Origin of the sequence: Pseudomonas paraglycinae, assembly GCF_021601625.1 — a bacterium.
Classification (GTDB): domain Bacteria; phylum Pseudomonadota; class Gammaproteobacteria; order Pseudomonadales; family Pseudomonadaceae; genus Aquipseudomonas; species Aquipseudomonas paraglycinae.
Map to the genome: position 1 here is coordinate 110,302 of NZ_BQHR01000006.1, position 26,214 is coordinate 136,515.

25 protein-coding genes are annotated in these 26,214 nt (G+C 60.2%); 16 read left to right on the forward strand and 9 right to left on the reverse strand.

Going from position 1 to position 26,214, the window contains the following annotated elements; genetic code table 11:
- Positions 1 to 9: 9 nt before the first annotated feature.
- The 7 genes from L6D82_RS10945 to L6D82_RS10975 all read left to right on the forward strand — a co-directional run bounded on the left by L6D82_RS10945 (position 10) and on the right by L6D82_RS10975 (position 4,278).
- On the forward strand, positions 10 to 711 hold the full coding sequence (locus tag L6D82_RS10945) for a YoaK family protein (protein WP_007958213.1): 702 nt from the start codon (positions 10 to 12) through the stop codon (positions 709 to 711).
- A 100-nt stretch (positions 712 to 811) separates the two neighbouring features.
- Entirely contained in the window at positions 812 to 1,204 is a 393-nt protein-coding gene (tusD, locus tag L6D82_RS10950) for a sulfurtransferase complex subunit TusD (protein WP_236189118.1), read from the forward strand.
- 1 nt (position 1,205) lies between these two features.
- Positions 1,206 to 1,562: a sulfurtransferase complex subunit TusC gene (tusC, locus tag L6D82_RS10955; protein WP_236189013.1), complete on the forward strand. Its 357-nt coding sequence runs from the start codon at positions 1,206 to 1,208 to the stop codon at positions 1,560 to 1,562.
- Positions 1,562 to 1,855: a sulfurtransferase complex subunit TusB gene (gene tusB, locus L6D82_RS10960; RefSeq protein ID WP_236189016.1), complete on the forward strand. Its 294-nt coding sequence runs from the start codon at positions 1,562 to 1,564 to the stop codon at positions 1,853 to 1,855. The genes tusC and tusB overlap by 1 nt, the downstream gene beginning before the upstream one ends.
- Positions 1,852 to 2,187 carry a TusE/DsrC/DsvC family sulfur relay protein gene (locus tag L6D82_RS10965; RefSeq protein WP_236189017.1) on the forward strand — a complete coding sequence of 112 codons (336 nt, stop codon included), beginning with the start codon at positions 1,852 to 1,854 and terminating at the stop codon, positions 2,185 to 2,187. The genes tusB and L6D82_RS10965 overlap by 4 nt, the downstream gene beginning before the upstream one ends.
- Positions 2,184 to 3,185 (forward strand): glycosyl transferase family protein, encoded by a 1,002-nt coding sequence (locus L6D82_RS10970; protein ID WP_236189020.1) that lies wholly within the window; start codon positions 2,184 to 2,186, stop codon positions 3,183 to 3,185. Before L6D82_RS10965 ends, L6D82_RS10970 begins: the two co-directional genes overlap by 4 nt.
- A gap of 91 nt (positions 3,186 to 3,276) precedes the next feature.
- Positions 3,277 to 4,278 (forward strand): glutathione S-transferase family protein, encoded by a 1,002-nt coding sequence (locus L6D82_RS10975; protein WP_236189022.1) that lies wholly within the window; start codon positions 3,277 to 3,279, stop codon positions 4,276 to 4,278.
- A gap of 45 nt (positions 4,279 to 4,323) precedes the next feature.
- Here the strand turns inward: L6D82_RS10975 and cysG are convergent, their stop codons facing one another.
- The 6 genes from cysG to L6D82_RS11005 form a co-directional block, all read right to left on the reverse strand.
- Complete coding sequence (cysG, locus tag L6D82_RS10980) at positions 4,324 to 5,718, reverse strand: siroheme synthase CysG (RefSeq protein WP_236189024.1); 1,395 nt, start codon at positions 5,716 to 5,718, stop codon at positions 4,324 to 4,326.
- On the reverse strand, positions 5,719 to 6,999 hold the full coding sequence (gene serS, locus L6D82_RS10985) for a serine--tRNA ligase (protein WP_074688938.1): 1,281 nt from the start codon (positions 6,997 to 6,999) through the stop codon (positions 5,719 to 5,721).
- Positions 7,000 to 7,014: 15 nt separating this feature from the next.
- Positions 7,015 to 7,389, reverse strand: coding sequence for a fluoride efflux transporter CrcB (crcB, locus tag L6D82_RS10990; protein WP_007958188.1), 375 nt, complete (start codon positions 7,387 to 7,389; stop codon positions 7,015 to 7,017).
- Entirely contained in the window at positions 7,389 to 8,711 is a 1,323-nt protein-coding gene (locus L6D82_RS10995) for a replication-associated recombination protein A (protein ID WP_007958186.1), read from the reverse strand. Before L6D82_RS10995 ends, crcB begins: the two co-directional genes overlap by 1 nt.
- Positions 8,712 to 8,735: 24 nt before the next feature.
- Complete coding sequence (gene lolA, locus L6D82_RS11000; RefSeq protein ID WP_007958184.1) at positions 8,736 to 9,356, reverse strand: outer membrane lipoprotein periplasmic chaperone LolA; 621 nt, start codon at positions 9,354 to 9,356, stop codon at positions 8,736 to 8,738.
- A 78-nt stretch (positions 9,357 to 9,434) separates the two neighbouring features.
- Entirely contained in the window at positions 9,435 to 11,843 is a 2,409-nt protein-coding gene (locus L6D82_RS11005; protein ID WP_236189027.1) for a DNA translocase FtsK, read from the reverse strand.
- Between the two features lie 522 nt (positions 11,844 to 12,365).
- Between L6D82_RS11005 and aat the strand changes: the two genes are divergently transcribed.
- The 3 genes from aat to infA all read left to right on the forward strand — a co-directional run bounded on the left by aat (position 12,366) and on the right by infA (position 14,143).
- Complete coding sequence (gene aat, locus L6D82_RS11010) at positions 12,366 to 13,046, forward strand: leucyl/phenylalanyl-tRNA--protein transferase (RefSeq protein WP_236189029.1); 681 nt, start codon at positions 12,366 to 12,368, stop codon at positions 13,044 to 13,046.
- A gap of 58 nt (positions 13,047 to 13,104) precedes the next feature.
- Positions 13,105 to 13,812: an arginyltransferase gene (locus tag L6D82_RS11015; protein ID WP_102718731.1), complete on the forward strand. Its 708-nt coding sequence runs from the start codon at positions 13,105 to 13,107 to the stop codon at positions 13,810 to 13,812.
- A gap of 112 nt (positions 13,813 to 13,924) precedes the next feature.
- Positions 13,925 to 14,143 carry a translation initiation factor IF-1 gene (infA, locus tag L6D82_RS11020; protein ID WP_002553999.1) on the forward strand — a complete coding sequence of 73 codons (219 nt, stop codon included), beginning with the start codon at positions 13,925 to 13,927 and terminating at the stop codon, positions 14,141 to 14,143.
- 957 nt (positions 14,144 to 15,100) lie between these two features.
- Here the strand turns inward: infA and clpA are convergent.
- Together clpA and clpS are read right to left on the reverse strand one after the other, a co-directional pair.
- Complete coding sequence (gene clpA / locus L6D82_RS11025; RefSeq protein ID WP_007951436.1) at positions 15,101 to 17,371, reverse strand: ATP-dependent Clp protease ATP-binding subunit ClpA; 2,271 nt, start codon at positions 17,369 to 17,371, stop codon at positions 15,101 to 15,103.
- Between the two features lie 30 nt (positions 17,372 to 17,401).
- The gene (clpS, locus tag L6D82_RS11030; protein WP_011334948.1) at positions 17,402 to 17,785 is read right to left on the reverse strand and encodes an ATP-dependent Clp protease adapter ClpS; all 384 of its coding nucleotides are present in this window, start codon (positions 17,783 to 17,785) and stop codon (positions 17,402 to 17,404) included.
- Positions 17,786 to 18,009: 224 nt separating this feature from the next.
- Here clpS and L6D82_RS11035 point away from each other — a divergent pair, with 224 nt between their 5' ends.
- Complete coding sequence (locus tag L6D82_RS11035) at positions 18,010 to 18,291, forward strand: cold shock domain-containing protein (protein ID WP_085745987.1); 282 nt, start codon at positions 18,010 to 18,012, stop codon at positions 18,289 to 18,291.
- 79 nt (positions 18,292 to 18,370) lie between these two features.
- On the opposite strand, the gene icd is transcribed toward L6D82_RS11035, so the two are convergent.
- On the reverse strand, positions 18,371 to 19,627 hold the full coding sequence (gene icd / locus L6D82_RS11040) for an NADP-dependent isocitrate dehydrogenase (RefSeq protein WP_007951441.1): 1,257 nt from the start codon (positions 19,625 to 19,627) through the stop codon (positions 18,371 to 18,373).
- Between the two features lie 481 nt (positions 19,628 to 20,108).
- On the opposite strand from icd, the gene L6D82_RS11045 reads away from it, so the two are divergent.
- From L6D82_RS11045 to purB, 5 genes are all read left to right on the forward strand, one after another.
- Positions 20,109 to 22,334, forward strand: coding sequence for an NADP-dependent isocitrate dehydrogenase (locus L6D82_RS11045; RefSeq protein ID WP_236189031.1), 2,226 nt, complete (start codon positions 20,109 to 20,111; stop codon positions 22,332 to 22,334).
- 78 nt (positions 22,335 to 22,412) lie between these two features.
- Positions 22,413 to 22,859: an NUDIX hydrolase gene (locus L6D82_RS11050; protein WP_102716998.1), complete on the forward strand. Its 447-nt coding sequence runs from the start codon at positions 22,413 to 22,415 to the stop codon at positions 22,857 to 22,859.
- 59 nt (positions 22,860 to 22,918) lie between these two features.
- Positions 22,919 to 24,043 carry a tRNA 2-thiouridine(34) synthase MnmA gene (gene mnmA / locus L6D82_RS11055; RefSeq protein WP_102716999.1) on the forward strand — a complete coding sequence of 375 codons (1,125 nt, stop codon included), beginning with the start codon at positions 22,919 to 22,921 and terminating at the stop codon, positions 24,041 to 24,043.
- Complete coding sequence (gene hflD, locus L6D82_RS11060; protein WP_039767411.1) at positions 24,040 to 24,663, forward strand: high frequency lysogenization protein HflD; 624 nt, start codon at positions 24,040 to 24,042, stop codon at positions 24,661 to 24,663. The genes mnmA and hflD overlap by 4 nt, the downstream gene beginning before the upstream one ends.
- A gap of 127 nt (positions 24,664 to 24,790) precedes the next feature.
- Entirely contained in the window at positions 24,791 to 26,161 is a 1,371-nt protein-coding gene (purB, locus tag L6D82_RS11065; RefSeq protein ID WP_039767413.1) for an adenylosuccinate lyase, read from the forward strand.
- The last annotated feature ends 53 nt before the right edge of the window (positions 26,162 to 26,214 follow it).

Below are 26,214 nucleotides of genomic sequence, written 5' to 3' on the forward strand. Positions count from 1 at the left end.
GCTGCCTCGATGCTGCCTTCCACCTCGACCCACCGCGCCAGCCCCGGACATCTTCATATACAGAAATGGCGCGGCCGTGTGGGGCTGGCGCTGGTTGCCAGCCTTTCGGTACTGGCCGGCATGACCGACGCCATAGGTTTCATGGCCAGCGGCGATTTCGTTTCCTTCATGAGCGGCAACACCACGCGGCTGGCGGTGGCGATCAGCGATGGCGACAGCGCACTGACGTTAAGGCTGATCCTGCTGGTCGCGACGTTCATTGTCGGCAATGCCCTCGGAGTCGTGGTCAGCCGGCTGGGTGGTCGGCGGGCGCTGCCGTTGCTGCTATCCATCGCCGCTCTGCTCTGTTTGGCAGCCTGGCCCTTTGACACGCAACTGCCGGCCCTGCTGGCGGCGATCATTGCGATGGGCATGCTCAACGCAGCGGTGGAAGAAGTGAACGGTCTGCCGGTCGGGCTGACGTACGTCACCGGCGCCCTGTCCCGATTCGGTCGAGGATTGGGCCGGTGGGTGCTCGGCGAACGGCGAAGTGGCTGGCGGGTGCAACTGGTGCCGTGGAGCGGGATGCTGGTCGGCGCCATTCTGGGGGCGGTGCTGGAACATCATCTGGGACTCAAGGCGATGTTGGTCAGCGGTCTGTTCGCCGCCGTACTGGGGCTGCTGACCCTGAAGATTCCGCGGCGCTGGCAACTGGGCTACATGCCACGCTGAAGGACACCTGCTCGCATCGAGACGGTCGCGGGAAACATCCACTTCGCCGCCCCGCCGAGAAAGCTTTATCATGGCCGCAGTTTTGCTGATCGAGTCCGTCATGAAGTTCGCCATTGCGCTGTTTTCCGCCGCCCATGCGCCCTCCTCGCGCCGCGCCCTGCTGTTCGCCCAGGCTGCGCTGGCCGGCGGGCATGAAATTGTCCGGCTGTTTTTCTATCAGGACGGGGTCCACAACGCGTCCGACGCCTTGGTCACGCCGCAGGACGAGCTGGACCTGCCCAAGCAGTGGCGAACCTTTATCACCGAACAAAACCTCGACGGCGTGGTGTGCATCGCCGCGGCCCTGCGCCGTGGCGTGTTGAATACGGAGGAAGCCGGGCGTTATCAGCGTGATGCCGTGGCCGTCAGCGCACCGTGGGAATTGTCCGGCCTCGGTCAGTTGCATGACGCGGTGCAGGATGCCGACCGCCTCATCTGTTTCGGAGGCGCATGACATGGCCAAGTCCCTTCTGATTATCAGCCGTCAATCGCCATGGTCCGGCCCCGGCGCCCGCGAAGCGCTGGACATCGTGCTGGCCGGCGGCGTCTTCGATCTGCCGATCGGTCTGCTGTTTCTCGACGACGGCGTGCTGCAACTGGCCGCCGGACAAAATGCCAAAGCCCTGCAACAGAAAGACCTGAGCGCCAACCTGCAAGCGTTGCCGATATTCGGCGTCGAAGAGCTGTTCTACTGCGCCGACAGCGCCAGTGTTCGCGGCCTCGGCGATCGTTCGCTGGACGAGGCGCAGCCCTTGGCCGCTGAGCAAATCACCGCCCTCATTGACCGTTACGACCAGGTGATCACCCTCTGATGTCGACTTTGCATGTGTTGTCCCATTCCCCGTTCGGCGACGAACGCCTGACCAGTTGCCTGCGCCTGCTGGGTGCCAGCGATGCGCTGTTGCTGTCGGGCGATGCCGCTTATGCGTTGCAACCCGGCACTGCGCCGCTCAATGCGCTGGAAACCCGCCGGGTGAAATTGTTCGTGCTGGCCGAAGACGCGCAAGCCCGTGCCGTGCAGGTTCCGGACTGGGCCGAAGCCGTCGATTACGCCGCCTTCGTCGAGTTGTCGATCCACCACGACAAGGTCAACTCCTGGCTATGAATGCGCTGACCGTCGGCACCCGCGCCATTGAACTGGACAAGGACGGCTTTCTGGTCGACCTCAACGACTGGTCGGCCGAAGTCGCCAGCGCCCTCGCTGCTGCCGAAGACATCGAACTGAGCCCGGACCACTGGGAAATCCTCGAACTGCTGCGCAGCTTCTATGCCGAATTCCAGTTGTCCCCGGCCACCCGGCCGCTGATCAAGTACACCGCGCTCAAGCTCGGCGCGGAGAAAGGTAACAGCCTGCACCTGAACCGACTGTTCAAAGGCACCCCTGCCAAACTCGCCGCGAAACTGGCGGGCCTGCCCAAACCGACGAATTGCCTATGACCGACTATCCAGCGCTGACCCTCGAAACGCCCGCCGAGCACCCGTTCGCCCAGTTCGTGCGCATCCTCGGCAAGGGCAAGCGCGGCGCCCGCGACCTGACCCGCGAGGAAGCCCGGCAAGCCATGGGCATGGTGCTCGACGAAGCGGTCGAAGAAACCCAGCTCGGCGCTTTCCTGATGCTGCTGCGGCACAAGGAAGAAAGCGCCGAGGAGATGGCCGGTTTCACCGAAGCCCTGCGCCAACGCTTACAGGCACCGGCACTGAACGTTGATCTGGACTGGCCGACCTATGCCGGCAAGAAGCGTCACCTGCCGTGGTATCTGCTGGCCGCCAAGTGCCTGGCGCAGAACGGCGTGCGTATTTTCATGCACGGCGGCGGCGCGCACACCGCCGGGCGCTTGTACTCCGAACAATTGCTCAATGAGCTGAACATTCCGCTGTGCCGCAACTGGCAACAGGTCGGCGCGGCGCTGGATAACGGTGGCCTGGCGTTCATGCCGCTGGTGGACTGGGCGCCGCAGCTGCAACGGATGATCGATCTGCGCAACACGCTCGGCCTGCGCTCGCCGATCCACTCGCTGGCGCGGATTCTCAATCCATTGGGCGCACGTTGCGGTTTGCAGAGTATTTTCCACCCCGGCTATCAAGCGGTGCACCGCGATGCCAGCGGTCTGCTCGGCGACACGGCGATCGTGATCAAGGGCGACGGCGGCGAAATCGAGATCAACCCGGATGCCGACAGCCATCTGTACGGCACCACTGGCGGCGAGAGCTGGGACGAGGAATGGCCGCAGTTGTCGGCGCAACGTCATGTCAAACCGGGTTCGCTGGATATCGAGCATTTGAAGGCCGTCTGGCGTGGCGATGTGGTCGACAGCTATCCGCAAATGGCGCTGATCTCGACCATGGCGTTGGCGCTGCGCGGCCTCGGCCAGAGCCGTGAACAGGCTTTCGAAACCGCCGAGCAATACTGGGCCGCGCGGGACAAATCGATTTAACCGATCATTAACGCCCGATCTTTGCGCTTTTTGTTCGAACTCATCGGAATAGACTCGGCTCCAACGATTATTGGTTTCTGGAGTCTTGATCATGGGTTTACTCGTCGACGGCCGCTGGCAGGACAAGTGGTACGAAAGCAGCAAGGACGGCGCGTTCCAGCGCGAACAGGCGCAGCGCCGCAACTGGGTCACTCGCAACGGCGAGCCGGGCCCGAGCGGTGAAGGCGGTTTTGCCGCCGAAGCCGGGCGTTACCACCTTTATGTCTCTCTCGCCTGTCCGTGGGCTCATCGCACGCTGATTCTGCGCAAGCTCAAGGGCCTGGAAAGCCTGATCGACGTTTCCGTCGTCAGCTGGCTGATGCTGGAAAACGGCTGGACCTTCGATCAGAACCTCGGTTCGACCGGCGACAAACTCGACCACTTCGACTTCATGCACCAGCGCTACACCGCCGACACCGCCGACTACACCGGCCGCGTCACCGTGCCGGTGCTGTGGGACAAGAAGCTCAAGCGCATCGTCAGCAACGAATCGGCGGAGATCATCCGCATGTTCAACAGTGCGTTCGATGACTTGACCGGCAACGATCTGGACTTCTACCCGGCACCGTTACGCAGCGAAATCGATGCGCTGAACGAGCGGATCTACCCTGCCGTGAACAACGGCGTGTATCGCGCCGGGTTCGCCACCTCGCAAAATGCCTATGAAGAAGCCTTCGATGACGTGTTTACCGAACTGGATCATCTGGAGCAAGTGCTGGACGCCAACCGTTATCTGACGGGCGAATACCTGACCGAGGCGGACGTGCGCTTGTTCACCACGCTGATTCGTTTCGACGCGGTGTATCACGGGCACTTCAAATGCAATCTGCGGCGGATCAGCGATTATCCGAATCTGTCGAACTGGCTGCGTGAGATGTACCAGTGGCCGGGCGTTGCCGAGACCGTGGATTTCCAGCACATCAAGAATCACTACTACGGCAGCCACAAGACCATCAACCCGACCGGGGTTGTACCGAAGGGGCCGGAGCAGGATTTCACTGTTGCCCATGACCGGGACCGGTTGGGCGGGAAAGGGGTTTGGCGCAGAGGTTGAAAGCAGGATCGTTCCCACCGCGTGGGAACGATCCCTTCAGAGTCGTCAGATTTGACCCTGAGCGCCCTCGAACCACGCCAGTTTCTCGCGCAGTTGCACCACTTCGCCGACGATCACCAGCGTCGGCGCATGCACTTCATGCTCCGCCACCAGACGCGGCAGGTCGGCCAGCGTGCCGGTAAAGACCCGCTGATTGACCGTGGTGCCCTGCTGGATCAGCGCGGCCGGCGTTTCAGCTGCGCGACCATGCTTGATCAACTGCTCGCAGATGATCGGCAACCCCACCAGGCCCATGTAGAACACCAGCGTCTGCGCCGGCGCGACAAGGTCGGCCCACGGCAGATCGGTGGAACCGTCCTTCAGGTGACCGGTAACGAAACGCACCGACTGCGCGTAATCGCGATGAGTCAGCGGAATCCCGGCATACGCCGCGCAACCGCTGGCCGCCGTGATGCCCGGCACCACCTGGAACGGGATGCCATGGGCCGCCAGTTCCTCGATCTCTTCGCCGCCACGGCCGAAGATGAACGGATCCCCGCCCTTCAACCGCACCACACGCTTGCCGGCCTTGGCCAGATCCACCAGTTGCTGGTTGATCTGATCCTGCGGCACGGCGTGATCGGCGCGACGTTTGCCGACGTAGACACGCTCGGCATCGCGGCGGCACAGCTCAAGAATCGCCGGAGCCACCAAGCGGTCGTACAGCACCACATCGGCTTGCTGCATCAGGCGCAAGGCGCGGAAGGTCAGCAGATCCGGATCACCCGGCCCTGCGCCCACCAGATACACCTCACCGGTCGTAACCATGGCTTCGCCGTCAATCTTGGCTTGCAGCAAACGTTCGGCTTCGGCGCCCTGTCCTGCCAGTTGCCGATCAGCAATCGGCCCCTGGAACACGTCCTCCCAAAAACCGCGACGTTGCTGCACATCGGGAAACAGGCCTTTGACCTGATCGCGAAACCGCGCGGCCAGACCGGCCAGATGGCCGTAGGTCGAGGGAATCCAGGTTTCGATCTTGGCGCGGATCAGCCGGGCCAGCACCGGCGCATCGCCGCCGCTGGAGACCGCGATGATCAGCGGTGAGCGATCGACGATTGCCGGGAAAATCACGCTGCACAGCGCCGGCGCATCGACCACATTGACCGGCACGCAACGCCGATGGGCATCGGCGGAAACTTGCGCGTTCAACGCTTCGTCGTCGGTGGCGGCAATGATCAGCCCGCAACCGTCCAGATCCGTTTCGGCGTAGCCACGCAGCAGGCATTCGCCACCGCTGGCGGCAACCAGTTCGCGCAGTTGCGCTTCGATTTCAGGTGCGACCACCCGCAGCAGCGCACCGGCATCGGCCAGCAGGCGGGACTTGCGCAAGGCAATCTCCCCCCCACCGACGACCAACACACGACTGCCGCGCAGGTTGTGAAACAGCGGCAGATATTTCATTTAGCCGATGACCTCAAGGCCACCCATGTACGGCTTCAGCACGTCCGGCACACGGATCGAACCGTCGGCCTGCTGGTAGTTTTCCAGCACGGCAACCAGGGTACGTCCGACCGCCAGACCGGAACCGTTCAAGGTGTGCACCAGCTCAGGCTTGCCGGTTTCCGGGTTGCGGAAACGCGCCTGCATGCGGCGGGCCTGGAAGTCGCCGCAGTTGGAGCACGACGAGATTTCACGGTACTTGTCCTGGCTCGGGATCCACACTTCCAGGTCGTACGTCTTGACCGCGCTGAAGCCCATGTCGCCGGTGCACAGCGCCAGGGTGCGGTAAGGCAGCTCCAGCAGTTGCAGAACTTTCTCGGCGTTGGCGGTCAGGCTTTCCAGCGCTTCCATCGACTTCGACGGCTCGACGATCTGGACCATTTCAACTTTGTCGAACTGGTGCTGACGGATCATGCCGCGAGTGTCACGACCCGACGCGCCGGCTTCGCTGCGGAAGCACGGAGTGTGGGCAACGAACTTGATCGGCAGCTGCTTCGAATCGACGATTTCACCGGCCACGATGTTGGTCAGCGACACTTCGGCGGTCGGGATCAGGTACAGATCGGCTTCACCTTCGCGAGCGATCTTGAACAGGTCTTCTTCGAACTTCGGCAGTTGACCGGTGCCTTGCAGCGCCGGGGCCTGAACCAGATAAGGCGTGTAGGCCTCTTCATAGCCGTGCTCGGTGACGTGCAGGTTGATCATGAACTGCGCCAGTGCGCGGTGCAGACGGGCAATCGGGCCACGCAGCAGGGCGAAACGTGCGCCGGACAGCTTGGCGGCAGTTTCGAAATCGAGCCAGCCGAACTTCTCGCCCAGGGCCACGTGGTCCTGAACCGGGAAGTCGAAAGCGGTCGGAGTGCCCCAGCGGCGTACTTCGACGTTGCCGTCTTCGTCTTCGCCGACCGGTACCGATTCGTGCGGCAGGTTCGGAATACCCAGCAGGATCGAATCCAGTTCGGTCTGGATCGCGTCCAGCTCGACTTTACCGGCACTCAGTTCGCCCGCCATGCGCTCGACGTCTGCCATCAGCGGCGCAATGTCTTCGCCGCGCTGCTTGGCCTGACCGATGGATTTGGAACGCGCGTTACGCTCAGCCTGCAGTGCTTCGGTGCGGGTCTGGACGGTCTTGCGCTGTTCTTCCAGCGCTTCGATGCGCGCGACATCCAGGGCAAAGCCACGGGAAGCCAGGCGGTCCGCTACGTCCTGGAGGTTGCTACGTAACAGTTTGGAATCGAGCATGTCGGTTTCTCGTTATCAAAGTTTGGTCAGGGACAGGCCGGCCCAGGTCGCGAGCAGCCCGCCGAATACGCTGATGGCCGCATAGCCCAGGGCCAGCGGCACTTGCCCGCTTTCCAGCAGGCGCACCGTATCCAGTGAAAAGGATGAAAAAGTCGTCAGCCCCCCGAGGAAGCCGACCATCAACCCGGCACGTACCTCGATCGGTACTTCCGGGCGTATCAAAAACAGGCCGTACAGCACGCCAATCAGCAGACAGCCCACGATATTAACGGCCAGCGTCGCGGTATAGAAGTGCCGCGGCCAATTGGCGTTGACCCAATTGCCGGTGGCGAAGCGCAACAAGGTGCCGGCAATCCCGCCAACGGAGACTGCAACGATCAATGGAACCACTATTTTCTCCGCTGCCGGGGGCTTAAACGATCAAGTTGGGCGAGGTGGTTGAGCTTTTCGCCGATCTTCAACTCCAGGCCGCGCGGCACCGGTTGGTAGAAGGGAATCGGGTCGAGTTCTTCCGGGAAATAGTCTTCGCCGGCTGCATAGGCGTCCGGTTCGTCGTGGGCGTAACGGTATTCGTCGCCATAACCCAATTGCTTCATCAATTTGGTCGGCGCATTGCGCAGGTGCAGCGGCACTTCCAGCGAGCCATGTTCGGCGGCGGCGCGCAGCGCGGTCTTGAAGCCCATGTACACCGCGTTGCTTTTCGGCGCGCAAGCCAGATAGGTGATGGCCTGAGCCACTGCCAACTCACCTTCCGGGCTGCCGAGACGTTCCTGCACTTCCCACGCGGCCAGGCACAGGCTCAGGGCTCGAGGATCGGCATTGCCGATGTCTTCGCTGGCCATGCGCACCACGCGCCGGGCCAGGTACAGCGGATCGCAGCCGCCGTCGATCATTCGCGCAAACCAGTACAGCGCGCCGTCCGGATTCGACCCACGAACCGATTTGTGCAACGCAGAAATCTGGTCGTAGAACGCTTCACCGCCCTTGTCGAAACGCCGGCGAGTGTCGCCGAGCAGGCTTTGCAGCAGCTCGGTGCCCATCTCGCTGTTGTCTTCGGCCAGGTCCGAGGCGTTTTCCAGCAGGTTCAGCAGGCGCCGGCCATCACCGTCGGCGGCGGACAGCAGCATCTGGAAGCCTTCATCGCTGAGGGTCAGATGTCGCTTGCCCAGACCACGCTCTTCGGTGAGCGCGCGGTGCACCAGTTTGCGCAACGCCGCTTCGTCGAGGCTCTTGAGTACGTAGACCCGCGCCCGCGACAGCAATGCGTTGTTCAGTTCGAAAGAAGGGTTTTCAGTGGTGGCGCCAATGAAGATCAGCGTGCCGTCCTCAACGTACGGTAGAAACGCATCCTGTTGAGACTTGTTGAAGCGGTGCACTTCATCGACAAACAGGATCGTGCGCTTGCCGTACTGGCCGGCCTGCTGCTTGGCGATTTCCACCGCCTGACGGATCTCCTTGACCCCGGCCAAGACGGCCGAGACCGTTTCGAAGTGCGCATCCGAGACTTCCGCCAGCAACCGCGCCAGGGTGGTTTTGCCCACGCCCGGCGGGCCCCAGAAGATCATCGAGTGCAGGGCACCCTGCTCCAGCGCTTCGCGCAAAGGCTTGCCGCGAGCGAGCACGTGTTCCTGACCGACGTACTCATCCAGATTGGTCGCCCGTAAACGGGCGGCCAGTGGCTGGGCAATCGGTGCACTGCGAAACAGATCCATCACGTACCGTTGAAACCTCTGTGTTTATTCCTGGATCACGTCGGCACCCTTCGGGATGTCGAACTTGAACTTCGATGCCGGGACCGCTTCGTTGGCCTTCACACCGGTAAACAGGATGTTGGTGCGCTGGCCGACGCTGTCGATCAGTTGCATGTCATTGACCAGACCGTTGCGGAACGACAAGCGCAGGCTGTCGAACAGGGTGTCCTTGGTTTTCGGCTTCAGGGTGAAGTCGATCACGCCACCCGCCTCTTTCGCGCTGATGTCGAAGCTCTGGCTGATCTTCGACACGTCGCCGGACAGTAACAGGGCCGGGGTCTGGGTCAGACGCTCATCGAGCTTCTTGATGGTGGCCTGTTCCAGATCCGGATCCCACAGGGTGACCTTCTTGCCGTCGGACACCATGGTCTGCTCGGCGGGCGCATTGGTGTGCCAGTAGAACAGGCCCGGACGCTGCAGGGTCATGTCGCCGGTGGTTTCCTGCAACTGGGTGCCGCTGCCGTCGAGGGTCAGCTGGGAGAAGTTGGCGGTCAGGGTCTTGGATGTTTCGAGCAATTGGGTCAGGCGAGCCACATCCTTGTCATCGGCGTGAGCCGTGAGGGTGGTCAGAGCCAGTACCGGCAGCAACATGCGGATAAGACGCATGGGAGTCCTCTTGAATACTCGTGGGAAAGTGGACGGCGCTTCATGCACCGTCCATTGCATTTGGATCAGGGTATCGAATCAGTCGCGTACCGGACCAGGGGCCAGTACTTCGCGGGAACCGTTGGTGTTCATCGACGTCACGACCCCGGCCATTTCCATGGCTTCGATCATGCGTGCGGCACGGTTGTAGCCGATCTTCAGCTTGCGCTGTACAGCGGAGATGGAGGCGCGACGGCTTTCCAGCACGAACTGCACGGCTTCGTCGTACAGCGCGTCAGCTTCCGGATCGTCGCCGTCACCGCCGCCGCTGCTGCCTTCGAAACCACTGCCCGCCTCTTCGACACCGTTGAGGATGTCGTCGTTGTATTCCGGCGCACCGCGCAGCTTCCAGGCTTCCACCACCCGGTGAACTTCATCGTCGGACACGAAGGCGCCGTGAACCCGGATCGGCAGGCTGGTGCCCGGCGGCATGTAAAGCATGTCACCGTGGCCGAGCAGTTGCTCGGCGCCGCCCTGGTCGATGATGGTCCGGGAGTCGATCTTGCTCGATACCTGGAACGCCATCCGCGTCGGGATGTTGGCCTTGATCAGACCGGTGATCACGTCTACCGATGGCCGCTGGGTCGCGAGGATCAGATGGATACCGGCCGCACGCGCCTTCTGGGCGATACGGGCGATCAGTTCTTCTACCTTCTTGCCGACGATCATCATCATGTCGGCGAATTCGTCCACGACCACGACGATGGTCGGCAGCTTCTGCAGCAGCGGCGCTTCATCGTGGATGCTTTCGCGTTTGTACAGCGGATCGCTCAGGGGCTCGCCGGCGTCCTGGGCTTCCTTGACCTTGGCGTTGAAGCCGGACAGGTTTCGCACGCCCATCTTCGCCATCAGCTTGTAGCGACGCTCCATCTCGGCCACGCTCCAGCGCAGGGCGTTGGCGGCGTCCTTCATGTCGGTCACGACCGGGCACAGCAGGTGCGGAATGCCTTCGTAGATCGACAGCTCGAGCATTTTCGGGTCGATCATGATCAGCTTGGCGTCGTCCGGGCCGGACTTGAACAGGATCGACAGGATCATCGCGTTCACGCCCACCGATTTACCGGAACCGGTGGTACCGGCCACCAGCAGGTGAGGCATCTTCGCCAGGTCAGTGATGACCGGCTTGCCGCCGATATCGTGGCCCAAGGCCAGGGTGACCGGCGATTTGAAGTTGTCGTACTCAGGCGTCGACAGCACTTCGGAGAAGCGCACGATCTGCCGGTCTTCGTTGGGAATCTCGATACCGACCGTAGTCTTGCCCGGAATCACTTCGACCACCCGTACGCTGGTCACGGCCAGCGAACGTGCAAGGTCTTTCGCCAGGTTGGCGATACGGCTGACCTTCACACCCGCAGCAGGCTGGATTTCGTAACGGGTAATGACCGGACCGGGATGGATCGAATCCACGGTGACTTCAACGCCGAATTCCTTGAGTTTGATCTCCAACAAGTGGCCGACCGCCGCCAGGGATTCGGGCGAATAATTGAGTTGTTTCTTTTCAGCCGGGTCGAGAATTGAGATCGGCGGCAAGGTGCCTTCTACGGCGCTGTCGACGAACAACGGCACCTGCTTCTCTTTCTGCACGCGCTTGCTTGGCTCCGGCGCCTTGACCGGAGCCGGGGCGATGACCGGCGGAACGTGTTTCTCGCGCTCGGACATGTGCTTGCTCAGAGCCTGTTCGCGCTCGATCAGACGCTCCTTGACCTTGGCCTGCTCGCGCTTGTCGGTGACTGTCGGTGCAACCACGTCGTGCACGCGATCGTCGACTTCACGCAGTTGCGCGACCAGTTGCTTGCGCTCGGTGCGCGCCGACCACCAGCGGTTGACCGCGCCCTGGAACAGTTCGAACAGGTCGAGGGTGATCTTGCCGGTGATGTCCATCACCTTGAACCACGACAGGTCAGTGAACACCGTCAGGCCGAACAGAAACAGTGCGATGAACAGCAACGTGCTGCCCTGAATGTTCAGGGCATTACGGGCCAGATCACCAAGGCTTTCGCCCAGCGCACCACCGGCACCAGCCGGCAGACCGGTGGCGGCATGGAAATGGATGTGCGCCAGCGCGGCGCCGGACAACACCAGAAACACCAGGCCGATCAGGCGCCAGGAGAACAGCCAGCCGCTCCACTGCCACGGTTCGTGACGCTGACGGAAGATCTGATACGCCTTGATCGCCAGCAGCAACGGGAAGATGTAGGCGAAATAACCCAGCACCATGAACAGGATGTCGGCGCTGTAGGAACCGGCCGGGCCGCCGAAGTTCTGCACGTCGTCGATCTTGCTGTTGTGGCTCCAGCCCGGATCATCCTTGCCGTAGGTCAGCAACGCCATCATCAGGAACAGGCACAAGGCACCGATGGCAATCAATGCACCTTCCTTGAGCCGGTAGTGCAACTGTTGACGCCAGAGCGGAACGACTGTTTTTGGTGCTTCCGTGGATTTCTTCAAAACGCTTCTTTTCCTGCGCCAGAGGCGCGTCCATCTATTGAATGACGATAAAAAACTGCCCAATCCAGGCAGGTAAAAAAATTGACGGGCGCAACGGAGACTACTTTTAACACTGCGCCCCGCCTTTTATAAACACGGCACGCGGCGAATATTCTGTAACAGCCCGGCATTGTACGGGTTTGCGCGTTCGATGCCATGCTTCCAGGCCCCAGGTTCAAGCATAGCCAAACGCACAACACCCGGCGTTCAATTTGAGCATGCATTACCTTTTGTGACAAAGGCTTATGAGGTGTATTTGATGAACGTAGCGAAGCATTCGCGCCTCATCTCCCCTGAGTGCAACACATTGGCATCGGCAACCTTGCCCGCACCGGTGCAACGCCCGATTACGACCGCATTCGGATGCTCAAGTTGCAGAGGTCAAAACACAGCACCTCAGTGGAGGACATTCGCGTCATTTCCCGGCACACTTTACCTCGGGCCCAGCGCCCACCGCCCTCCCCTTCTGCAAGCCTGGACGCCATGCTGACTTGGTTACAACGCAATTCACTGACTTTCCCGCCACTGGAAAAGGCCATGCGCGATCCCAACGGATTGCTGGCGGCCGGTGGCGACCTGTCCGCCGATCGCTTGATCCAGGCTTATCGTCACGGCTGCTTTCCATGGTTTTCCGAAGGTCAGCCGATTCTCTGGTGGTCGCCGGATCCGCGCACCGTGCTTTTTCCCGACGAACTGCACGTCTCGCGCAGCCTCGGCAAATTGATGCGCAAACAGCGTTATCAAGTGACCTTCGATCAGGATTTCGACGCCGTGATCCACGCCTGCGCCGCTCCCAGGGAACACGCCGACGGCACCTGGATCACCGAGGCGATGCAGGACGCCTATATCGAATTGCATCGGCGCGGTTTTGCTCACTCGGTGGAAGTCTGGGATGAGGGCGAACTGGTCGGCGGCCTGTACGGCCTGGCGATGGGGCAGCTGTTCTTCGGTGAGTCGATGTTCAGCCGCGCGGACAACGCGTCCAAGTACGGTTTTGCGACGCTGGTGCAACATCTGAAACAGGCGGGTTTCGTATTGATTGACTGCCAGATGCCTACCGATCATCTGCACAGCCTTGGCGCCCGGGCGATTTCCCGCTCTGCATTCGCTGAATATCTGGCCCGACACCTTGATCAACCCAATCACGCGACCTGGGTTTGCTGAGCGACTTTTGCGCGCGTGGCTTACACTTAATTCACCAGCTTACCCTTGAGGGTTGATCATGACCGAGTTGGCGCGGTTGAAGTTTTATGCCACTCAGCCTCACTCTTGCAGTTATCTGCCCGAGGAACAGGCGACGACCCTGTTTCTCGACCCGAGCCAGCCCATGGATGTGCATGTCTACGCAGACCTGTCAGAAATGGGCTTTCGTCGCAGCGGCGACCATCTGTACCGCCCGCATTGCCAGAACTGCAATGCCTGCGTGCCTGCGCGCATTCCTGTTGCTCAGTTCAACCCCAACCGTCAGCAGAAACGCATCTTCAAGCGCAACATCGATTTGCAGGTGCGCCCGGTCAAGCCGGCGTTCAGCGAAGAGTACTTCGACCTCTATCAGCGCTACATCGAACAGCGCCACGCGGATGGCGACATGTACCCGCCGAGCCGCGATCAATTCTCGACCTTTCTGGTACGCGACCTGCCCTTCTCACGCTTCTACGAGTTCCGACTCGACGGACGGTTGCTGGCAGTTGCCGTGACCGATCTGCTGCCCAACGGCCTGTCGGCGGTCTACACCTTTTACGAGCCGACGGAGGAACGCCGCAGCCTGGGCCGTTACGCAATCCTCTGGCAAATCGCCGAAGCCCAGCGGCTGGGGCTTGAGGCGGTGTACCTGGGTTACTGGATCAAAAACTGCAAAAAGATGAACTACAAGACCCAATATCGGCCTATCGAACTGCTGATCAATCAGCGCTGGGTCGTCCTGAACTAAACGCAAACCCTAAACCCCTTGGCGTAAACCCCATTTTTCGGGCACAATGCACGCCGCTTTTGCCTGGCGCAGTTGCACCGGGCCATTCATTGGATACCGAGGGCTTTACTGCATGTCGAAAGAAGACAGCTTCGAAATGGAAGGCACTGTCGTCGACACCCTGCCCAACACCATGTTTCGTGTGGAGTTGGAAAATGGGCACGTCGTAACCGCGCATATTTCCGGCAAGATGCGCAAGAACTACATTCGTATTCTTACCGGTGACAAAGTGCGCGTCGAGCTGACGCCCTATGACTTGAGCAAAGGGCGTATTACTTACCGCGCTCGCTAATCAAGTCAATACAAGACGCCCGGCTTAATGCCGGGCGTTTTTGTTTGTCTGGGTTTTGGGTTTGTGCTTGAGTTTTGAGTGTATATCCGTTGCTTCGGGAGCTGCCCCTGGCGGTTTCGCTCTTACAGCGAGTCACTTTTGACAAACGCCTCAAAAGTAACCAAAAAGTCTACGCCCCGGCGTACGGCACTTCGCTTAGGCTCAGTGTTCCCTCGCTACGGTGTCCATCAGGGGGCATCGCCTACGGTTTGCTTCGCTGCACCTCCTCTCGATGTATGCGGCTTCGCCGCACGGCGCTGCGCGCCTACCCCCTGATGGACACCTCCGCTCGGCCTGCCGAAGGGGCAAAAAATCAAAAGCCAGAGCCAGAGCGAAAGCCAGATCAAGAGCCCCTCACCCTAGCCCTCTCCCGGAGGGAGAGGGGACTGATCGAGTGATTTGGGAGAGGTTCGCCGACATGCGATACCGCGTTGAACTCAGGCTTTGAAAAGCACAAAAATCGGCTCCCTCTCCTCAGGGAGAGGGCTGGGGTGAGGGGTAAACCCACCACAAAACCAAAGCCAAACACGCCCCGCTCCTCTCCACTCAAAACGATGAGCGTTAGCTCGAGTACCGCTTTTGATCGCAGGGCCCGTCGGCAGGCTGAGTGGAGGGATTGATCCGGGGGTGGGAGCGCAGCGACCGTTTGGCGAAGCCAAACACATCGAGAGGAGGTGCAGCGAAGCAAACCGTAGGCGATGCCCCCGGATCAATACCGGAGCGAAGGAACCCGAGCCACAGCGAGGGCCGTACGTCAGGGTTGAAGCCTTTTGGGTTACCTTTTCGGCGTTTGGAAAAGGTGACTCGCCGTAAGGGCGAAACCGCCAGCGGCAGCTCCCGAAGCAACGGATATGCCCCCAAAATAAAAACCGCAGACAATAAAAAGGCGCCCGAAGGCGCCTTTTCACTTACCAGCCGTCAGGCCATTTCTGCAGTGGTCTCGAAGTCAAACGTCAACTCACCATCCTTGATGTCGATGTGAACCACACCACCATGCTCGGCCAGCTCGCCAAACAGAATCTCCTCCGCCAGCGGACGCTTGATCTTGTCCTGGATCAGACGCGCCATCGGACGAGCGCCCATGGCCGAATCGTAACCACCGGCCGCCAGCCAGCTGCGCGCCGCATCGGTAACTTCCAGAAGCACACGCTTGTCTTCCAGCTGCGCCTGAAGTTCGGTGAGGAACTTGTCCACCACGCTTTTGATGACCTCATGACTGAGGCGACCAAACTGAATGATGGTATCCAGACGGTTGCGGAATTCCGGCGTAAAGCTCTTCTTGATCACTTCCATCGCATCAGACGAGTGGTCCTGATGGGTGAAACCGATCGAAGCACGTGCCGCCGTCTCAGCACCGGCGTTGGTGGTCATGATCACGATCACATTGCGGAAATCCGCCTTGCGCCCGTTGTTGTCGGTCAGCGTACCGTGGTCCATCACCTGCAGCAGCAGGTTGAAGACTTCCGGATGCGCCTTCTCGATTTCATCGAGCAGCAATACGCAATGCGGCTGCTTGGTGATCGCTTCGGTCAACAGACCGCCCTGGTCGAAACCGACATACCCCGGAGGCGCACCGATCAGACGCGATACGGTGTGACGCTCCATGTACTCGGACATGTCGAAGCGCACCAGTTCGATCCCCAACGCCTTGGCCAATTGACGCGCGGCTTCGGTTTTACCAACACCGGTCGGTCCTGCGAACAGGAACGAACCGACAGGCTTGTCAGGCGACTTGAGCCCGGCACGGGACAGCTTGATCGCAGTCGACAGCGAATCGATCGCCGCGTCCTGACCGAACACCGTCAGCTTCAGGTCACGCTCGAGGTTACGCAGCAGTTCCTTGTCGGAGCTGGTGACGTGCTTCGGCGGAATCCGCGCGATTTTCGCAACGATGTCCTCGACCTCAGGCACTTCGATGCGTTTCACACGCTTCTCGACCGGTTGCAGACGCTGATAAGCGCCGGCCTCGTCGATCACATCGATGGCCTTGTCCGGCATGTGCCGGTCATTGATGTAGCGCGAAGCCAATTCCGCAGCGGCGCGCAGCGACTCATCGCTGTATTCGATGTTGTGGTGCTGTTCGAAACGCCCTTTCAGGCCGCGCAGGATACCGATGGTGTCTTCCACCGACGGCTCGACGACATCGACCTTCTGGAAGCGACGCGCCAGGGCACGGTCTTTTTCGAAGATGCCACGGAATTCCTGGAACGTGGTCGAGCCGATGCAGCGAATGTCGCCAGACGACAGCAGCGGTTTGAGCAGGTTCGAGGCATCCATGACGCCACCGGACGCAGCACCCGCACCGATGATGGTGTGGATTTCGTCGATGAACAGGATCGCCTGCGGACGTTTTTTCAGTTCGTTGAGCAGCGCCTTGAAGCGCTTCTCGAAGTCACCGCGATACTTGGTGCCCGCGAGCAGTGCGCCCAGATCGAGGGAATAAACGACGCTGTTGGCCAGCAGGTCCGGCACCTGGTTGTCGACAATACGTTTGGCCAGGCCTTCGGCAATCGCGGTTTTACCCACGCCAGCCTCGCCTACCAGCAGCGGATTGTTCTTGCGACGGCGCGCGAGAATCTGCGCGACACGCTCGACTTCCGTTTCACGCCCGACCAGCGGATCGATCCGGCCCTGGCGTGCGAGTTCGTTGAGGTTGCTGGCGTAAGCGTCCAGCGGATTGCCTGAAGAAGAAGACTCACCGCCCTCGTCGTCCTGCATATCTTGTTCACCTTCAGAGTGATCGCCATGCCCCGGCACTTTGGAAATGCCGTGGGCGATATAGTTGACGACATCAATGCGTGCAACGCTCTGCTGTTTCAGCAGGAACACCGCCTGACTCTCTTGCTCACTGAAGATTGCAACCAGCACGTTGGCGCCGGTCACTTCGCGTTTGCCCGAGCTCTGCACATGAAAGACAGCACGTTGCAGCACACGCTGGAAGCCCAGGGTTGGCTGGGTTTCGCGATCCTCGTCATGGACGGGGATCAGTGGCGTGGTGGAGTCGATGAACTCCTGCAGGTCGTGCTTGAGTTTGTCGAGGTTTGCGCCGCAGGCACGCAATACGGTGGCGGCAGCCTCATTGTCCAATAGGGCCAGCAGCAGGTGTTCGACGGTCATGAATTCATGACGTTTCGAACGTGCCTCCTTGAAGGCAAGATTGAGGGTGACTTCGAGCTCGCGGTTTAACATAGCTTCACCTCATACCCAAGTGGTCGGCGATTAACCGTCCTTCTCGATTTCACAGAGTAGCGGATGCTGGCTTTCCCTGGCGTACTGGTTGACCTGCATGGCCTTTGTCTCGGCGATGTCGCGGGTAAACACTCCACATACTGCCCGCCCTTCTGTGTGGACGGCCAGCATGACCTTGGTCGCCAGCTCGCGATTCAGGTTAAAAAACACCTCGAGCACTTCGACGACGAAATCCATCGGTGTGTAGTCATCATTAAACAAAACCACCTTGTACATCGGCGGCGCCTGTAACGCAGGCTTTGCTTCCTGAACAGCAACGCCTGCCGAATCGTCGTCGTGCTCCTGTGGAAGATCCTTTTGGAGAAGCGGGCGATCCTGATTGAATGTTAGTCGAATCTGGCTGATTGCATGCATGGAAAGAAAGGTTCGTCAGTTGTGCAAATACAGTGGTGGGGGCGGCTTGACACGTTTTCAACTCCGACTGCCCGGTCACCTTGACTATCGGGAAAACGGTGTTACAACCAATAGAACCCACAGTGGGGAAAAAAGATCCGCGGAGTCAATCTTTTTAACGGATTCGACTGCGGATGAATTGGATGATACTCCAGCGATGGAGACTGTTGCAGAGGGATTTGAGCATGGCTGTCGGCAAGGTGAAATGGTTCAACAATGCCAAGGGGTTCGGCTTCATCAATACCGAATCCCGCGAGGGGAAGGACGAGGACGGCAAGGATATCGATTTCTTTGCCCATTTTTCCGCCATCAAGATGGACGGGTACAAAACCCTCAAAGCCGGGCAAATCGTCGAATTCGTGATCGTCCAAGGCCCCAAAGGCCTTCACGCTACAGAAATCAAGAATGTCGAAGCCGCAAAAGATGCCGCCTCGGCAGCCGCTCATCACCAATCAGTGACCAGCTGAAGCAACCCGAACACCTGCCAGAAAACAAACCGCCCGGCTCGATCACTCGAGCCGGGCGGTTTCGTTGCAGCTGCCGTTCTTACATGTGCTTGATCAGCGCTTCACCGAAGCCCGAAGAAGACACCAGCGTGGCGCCTTCCATCAGACGTTCGAAGTCGTAGGTCACGGTCTTGGCCTTGATGGCGCCATTGGTGCCCTTGATGATCAGGTCGGCCGCCTCGGTCCAGCCAAGGTGGCGCAGCATCATCTCCGCCGACAGAATCACCGAACCCGGGTTGACCTGGTCCTTGCCGGCATATTTCGGCGCAGTACCGTGGGTCGCCTCGAACATGGCCACGGTGTCGGACAGGTTGGCGCCCGGCGCGATACCGATACCGCCCACTTCCGCTGCCAGGGCGTCGGACAGGTAGTCACCGTTGAGGTTGAGGGTGGCGATCACATCGTACTCGGCCGGACGCAGCAGGATCTGCTGAAGCATGGCGTCGGCGATGGCGTCCTTGACGACGACTTCACGACCGGTTTTCGGGTTCTTGAATTTCATCCATGGGCCGCCATCGAGCAGCTCGGCGCCGAATTCCTCCTTCGCCACCTCGTAACCCCAGTCCTTGAAGGCACCTTCGGTGAATTTCATGATGTTGCCCTTGTGCACGATGGTCAGCGACTTGCGGTCGTTGTCCACCACGTATTGCAGGGCCTTGCGCACCAGACGCTTGGTGCCTTCTTTGGAAACCGGCTTGATGCCGATGCCGCAATCCTGGTCGAAACGGATCTTGGTGACGCCCATTTCTTCTTTCAGGAATTTGATGACCTTGGTGGCTTCAGGGGAGCCGGCCTTCCATTCGATACCGGCATAAATGTCTTCGGAGTTCTCGCGGAAGATCACCATGTCGACGTCGCCAGGCTTTTTCACCGGGCTCGGCACACCTTCGAACCACACCACAGGGCGCAGGCAGACATAGAGATCAAGCTGTTGGCGCAGGGCGACGTTGAGGGAACGGATGCCGCCACCGACCGGAGTGGTCAGCGGGCCTTTGATGGAGACCACGTAATCCTTGACCGCGTCCAGGGTTTCCTGGGGCAGCCAGGTGTCCTGGTCATAAACCTGAGTTGCTTTTTCGCCAGCATAAACCTCCATCCAGGAAATCTTGCGCTTGCCCCCGTAGGCTTTTTCTACGGCAGCATCAACCACTTTGATCATCACAGGGCTGACGTCGACGCCAATGCCGTCACCTTCGATGAAGGGAATGATCGGGTTATCAGGGACATTGAGAGAATGGTCTGCGTTGACGGTGATTTTGTCGCCGACGGCTGGAACCTGAATCTTCTTGTAACCCATGCTGAACTCCATTGTTTGGATTGAACATCTGGCTTGGTTCGAGCGTAACCCAGTTAAATCAACACGCAAACCCTCTGTTCCGGGCGCGACCACATCTCGGTTCGTACAAGCCTGAAAGCAAAGGGAAAAGCGCCAATCTCAAGCATTCACGGCGACTCTACGCCCCACCCCGGCCTGCGACCTTTAGACCAATGGACGAGAATCGTTGCATATGAACCATCGGCAGATTGCCAGCTACCTATGTATAATGCCGCCCGCTGACCAAAGGGTCACGACGGCTGGCCTCTCTAGCACGAGACTTTCCGCCTGATTGGTCGGGTTGTTACCGCAGTCCGACTGCTTGACGCTCTACTGATGCACCCAACATCACCGCGAAGATTCTCGACATTCGGTTCATGGATGACTTTGAACGAACGCGCTTACCCGGCGCCCCTCGAGTTTCTGCGCACGCTTTAGCAAAGAAGAGAGAGTTAATCCGAATATGCCCACCCGCTCGAAGATCATCTATACCTTCACCGACGAAGCTCCAGCCCTCGCCACCTATTCCCTGCTGCCGATCATCGAGGCTTACACCGCCTCGGCCGATATCGCCGTGGAAACCCGCGATATCTCTCTTGCAGCACGTATTCTGGCCAGCTTCCCCGAGCAACTGGGCGACAAAGCCGTAGCCGACCACCTCGCCGAACTGGGCGACCTGGCCGTTACGCCTGAAGCCAACATCATCAAGCTGCCGAACATCAGCGCCTCGGTTCCGCAACTGCAAGCCGCGATCAAAGAACTGCAGGCCCAGGGCTACAACCTGCCGGACTACCCGGAAACCGTGACCAGCGACGCCGACAAAGACGCCAAGGCGCGCTACGACAAGGTCAAGGGGAGCGCCGTGAACCCGGTTCTGCGTGAAGGCAACTCCGACCGTCGCGCGCCGCTGTCGGTCAAGAACTACGCTCGCAAGCACCCGCACAAAATGGGCGCCTGGGCCAAGGACTCCAAGTCCCACGTCGCTCACATGAGCACCGGCGATTTCTACGGCAGCGAAAAAGCGGCCCTGATCGACGCCGCTGACACCGTGAAAATCGAGCTGGTCGCCCAAGACGGCACCACCACCGTCCTGAAAGAAAAAACCACCGTTCAGGCGGGCGAGATCCTCGACTGCTCCGTGATGAGCAAAAAGGCTCTGCGCGCGTTCATCGCCGCTGAAATCGACAGCGCCAAGCAACAAGGCGTGCTGCTGTCGGTTCACCTGAAAGCCACCATGATGAAGGTCTCCGACCCGATCATGTTCGGCCAGATCGTTGCCGAGTTCTACAAAGACGCCCTGACCAAGCACGCCGACGTGCTGGCCGAGATCGGCTTCAACCTGAACAACGGCATCGGCGACCTGTACGCCCGCATCAAATCCCTGCCGGCCGAACAACAAGCCCAGATCGAAGCCGACGTGCAGGCGGTCTACGCCGTTCGTCCTTCGCTGGCGATGGTCAACTCCGACAAAGGCATCACCAACCTGCACGTGCCGAGCGACGTTATCGTCGACGCCTCGATGCCGGCCATGATCCGTGACTCCGGCAAGATGTGGGGCACCGACGGCCAGCTGCACGACACCAAGGCTGTGATCCCGGATCGCTGCTACGCCACCATCTACCAGGCCGTGATCGAAGATTGCAAAGCCAATGGCGCTTTCGATCCGACCACCATGGGCAGCGTGCCAAACGTTGGCCTGATGGCTAAAAAGGCTGAAGAGTACGGTTCCCACGACAAGACCTTCCAGATCAAGGCCGACGGCGTGGTTCGCGTAACCGACAGCAAAGGCACCCTGCTGATGGAACAGGCTGTTGAAGCCGGCGACATCTTCCGCATGTGCCAGACCAAAGACGCGCCGATCCAGGACTGGGTCAAACTGGCCGTCAACCGTGCTCGTGCAAGCGCAACGCCAGCCATTTTCTGGCTGGACCCGATGCGCGCCCACGACGGCGTGGTGATCGAGAAGGTTCAGGCTTACCTGAAGGATCACGACACCGCCGGTCTGGACATCCAGATCATGGCGCCGGTCGATGCCATGAAATACACCCTGCAGCGCACCCGCGAAGGCAAGGACACCATTTCGGTGACCGGCAACGTACTGCGTGACTACCTGACCGACCTGTTCCCGATCATGGAACTGGGCACCAGCGCCAAGATGCTGTCGATCGTGCCGCTGATGAACGGCGGTGGCCTGTTCGAAACCGGCGCCGGCGGTTCGGCTCCGAAGCACGTGCAGCAACTGGTCGAAGAGAACTTCCTGCGCTGGGATTCGCTGGGTGAATTCCTGGCCCTGGCCGCGTCTCTCGAGCACCTGGGTGTGAACTACAACAACCCGAAAGCGCTGGTTCTGTCCAAGACCCTGGACCAGGCCACTGGCCAGTTCCTCGACAACAACAAGTCGCCATCGCGCAAAGTCGGCAACATCGACAACCGCGGCAGCCACTTCTACCTGGCAATGTACTGGGCACAAGCCCTGGCTGCCCAGACCGAAGACGCTGCACTGCAAGCGCAGTTCGCGACTCTGGCCAAGACCCTGACCGAGAACGAAGCGACCATCGTTGCCGAGCTCAATGCCGTTCAAGGCAAGCCAGTGGACATCGGCGGTTACTACCACGCCAATGCCGAGCTGATCAGCAAGGCCATGCGCCCAAGCGCAACCCTCAACGCGGCCATCGCTGCGCTGATATAAGGTTGTAAAGGGAACATCACAAACCCCGGCCTTGCGCCGGGGTTTGTGTTTCTGCCTATCGCTCAGGAGATTCAATCAATGCAATGGCAACCCCACATCACCGTCGCCACCATCGTCGAGGACAACGGTCGTTTTTTGATGGTCGAGGAACACAAGGCCGGGCGTAATGTGCTCAATCAGCCCGCTGGCCATCTGGATCCGGACGAAACCCTGATCGAAGCTGCCGTGCGCGAAACCCTCGAAGAAACCGGCTGGGACGTCGAACCCACCGCCGTGGTCGGCATTTATCTGTACACCGCCCCGAGCAACGGCGTGACTTACCAGCGCGTGTGCTTCAGCGCCAACGCCGTGAAACACCACCCAGATTATCAGCTGGACGACGGCATCGTCGGCGCCAAGTGGCTGACCCGCGACGAATTATTGGCCCAGCGAGACAACTGGCGCAGCGAGCTGATCATCCGTTGCATCGATGATTATCTGGCGGGCAATCGCTTCGGCCTCGAACTGATCCGCCCTTCCCTTTAGCCTTGAGGCCGTGAGCCTGATAGAATCGCGTCCTTTTTCAAGACACTCATTGAATCCCTATGCGTGATCCAGCCCCTTCTGACACATCCAAGAAGCGCGTCATTGTCGGCATGTCCGGCGGCGTGGACTCTTCCGTTTCCGCTCTCCTGCTGATCGAGCAGGGCTATGAAGTGGAAGGCCTGTTCATGAAGAACTGGGAAGAAGACGACGGAACGGAATACTGCACCGCCATGGACGACCTGGCGGATGCCCAGGCCGTGTGCGACAAGATCGGTATCAAGCTGCACACCGCCAACTTCGCCGCCGAGTACTGGGACAACGTGTTCGAGCACTTCCTGGCCGAATACAAGGCCGGCCGCACGCCGAACCCGGATATCCTGTGCAACCGCGAGATCAAGTTCAAGGCGTTCCTCGACTACGCCATGATGCTCGGCGCCGACCTGATTGCCACCGGTCACTACGTGCGCCGCCGCGACATCTATGGCCGCACCGAGCTGCTCAAAGGCCTGGATCCGAACAAGGATCAGAGCTACTTCCTGCACGCCGTCGGCGGCGAACAGATCGCCAAGACCCTGTTCCCGGTCGGCGAGCTGGAAAAACCGGAAGTCCGCGCGATTGCCGAGAAATACGAGCTGGCGACCGCCAAGAAGAAGGATTCCACCGGGATCTGCTTCATCGGCGAGCGTCGCTTCAGCGATTTCCTCAAGCAATACCTGCCGGCACAACCGGGCGAGATCAAGACCACCGAAGGCGAAGTCATCGGCCGTCACCACGGCTTGATGTACCACACCATCGGCCAGCGTCAGGGCCTGGGCATCGGCGGCCTGAAAGACGCCGGCGACGAGCCGTGGTACGTGCTGCGCAAGGATCTGGACACCAACGAGCTGATCGTCGGTCAGGGCAACAACCATCCGTGGCTGTTCTCCAGCGCCCTGCTCGCTTCGGAAATCTATTGGGTCAACCCGATCGATCTAAGCCAGCCGCTGCGCCTGACTGCCAAGGTTCGTTATCGCCAGAGCGATCAGGCCTGCACCCTTGAGAAAACCGAAACCGGCTATCGCGCCGTGTTCGACGAGCCGCAGCGCGCGGTCACGCCGGGCCAGTCGGTGGTGTTCTATGACGGTGAAGTCTGCCTCGGTGGCGGCGTGATCGAAGTCGCCGAGCCGTGGAGCGGCCAGGCATGAGCCCGACTCAGGAGCAATTGACCGCTCTGGGCGGCGTGTTTCTCGCCGCCGTGCTGGTCGACCGGATCGCCAAGACCGGCCAGACCAACGAGGCCGGCCTGAGCTGCATGCTCGGCAGCCTGCTGGTTCGCGACCCGAAAGATACCCTGGATGTTTACGGCGGCGACGATATCAACCTGCGCGAGGGTTACCGCGCGCTGATCGGCGCCCTCGAGCGCGACCCGAGCACCTTGCAGCGCGAGCCGCTGCGCTACGCCCTGTCGATGCTTGGCCTTGAGCGACAACTGGCCAAGCGCAACGACATGCTCGACGTGATCGGCAAGCGCTTGCCGCAGATCCAGTCGCAGGTCGAGCACTTCGGCCCGGCCCACGAAAACGTGATCGCAGCCTGCGGTGCGCTGTATCAGGACACCCTGAGCACGCTGCGCCAGCGCATTCAGGTGCATGGCGACATGCGCAATCTGCAGCAGCCGAGCAACGCCTCGAAGATTCGCGCTCTGCTGCTCGCCGGCATTCGTTCGGCACGCCTGTGGCGTCAGCTCGGCGGTCATCGCTGGCAGCTTGTCGTCAGCCGACGCAAATTGCTCAAAGAGCTGTATCCGTTGATGCGCAGCGAGTAAATCGCCGCGCAATAAAAGCTTTGTAGTCTGTAACGCGTAATACGCCGGTCAGTTGGCGACGGACCGGCGGATTTTTTCATGTATGATACGCGCCCCATTTCGTTGCCCGACTGTCCGAGAACACCCCATGCAGCTCTCTTCGCTCACTGCGGTTTCCCCTGTTGACGGCCGCTACGCCGGCAAAACCCAGGCCCTGCGCCCAATTTTCAGCGAGTACGGTCTGATCCGTGCCCGCGTTCTGGTTGAAGTGCGCTGGCTCCAGCGCCTGGCGGCTCACGCCGGCATCCCGGAAGTGCCAGCCTTCTCCGCCGAAGCCAACGCCGTTCTGAATGAACTGGCCGAAAACTTCTCGCTGGAGCACGCCGAGCGCGTGAAAGAGATCGAGCGCACCACCAACCACGACGTAAAAGCGATCGAATACCTGCTCAAAGAGCAAGCGGCCAAGCTGCCTGAGCTGGCCAAGGTCAGCGAATTCATCCACTTCGCCTGCACCAGCGAGGACATCAACAACCTGTCCCACGCCCTGATGCTGCGCGAAGGCCGTGACGACGTGATGCTGCCGCTGATGCGCCAGACTGCCAATGCCATCCGCGAACTGGCCATCCGCTTCGCCGACGTGCCGATGCTGTCGCGCACCCACGGCCAACCGGCTTCGCCGACCACTCTGGGTAAAGAGCTGGCGAACGTGGTTTACCGTTTGGAGCGCCAGATCGCTCAGGTCGCTGCCGTTCCGCTGCTGGGCAAGATCAACGGCGCTGTCGGCAACTACAACGCTCACCTGTCGGCCTACCCGCAGATCGACTGGGAAGCCAACGCCCGCGCCTTCATCGAAGACGAGCTGGGTCTGGGCTTCAACCCGTACACCACGCAGATCGAGCCGCACGACTACATCGCCGAGCTGTTCGACGCCATTGCGCGCTTCAACACCATCCTGATCGACTTCGACCGTGACATCTGGGGCTACATCTCCCTGGGCTACTTCAAGCAGCGCACCATCGCCGGCGAAATCGGTTCGTCGACCATGCCGCACAAGGTCAACCCGATCGACTTCGAAAACTCCGAAGGCAACCTGGGCATCGCCAACGCGCTGTTCCAGCACCTGGCGAGCAAACTGCCAATCTCCCGCTGGCAGCGCGACCTGACCGACTCCACCGTGCTGCGTAACCTCGGTGTCGGCTTCGCCCACAGCGTGATCGCGTACGAAGCGAGCCTCAAAGGCATCAGCAAGCTCGAGCTGAACGCTGACAAGATCGCTGCCGATCTGGACGCTTGCTGGGAAGTCCTGGCCGAGCCGATCCAGACCGTGATGCGCCGCTACAACATCGAAAATCCGTACGAGAAGCTGAAAGAACTGACGCGCGGCAAGGGCATCAGCCCTGAAGCGCTGCAGACTTTCATCGATGGCCTGGACATGCCGGCCGCTGCGAAAGCCGAGCTCAAGCAACTGACGCCGGCCAACTACATCGGAAACGCTGTAGCGCAAGCCAAACGCATCTGATCGACTGTTTGACCCGTTTGAGACGCCCGGCCGCGCCGGGCGTTTTTATTCCC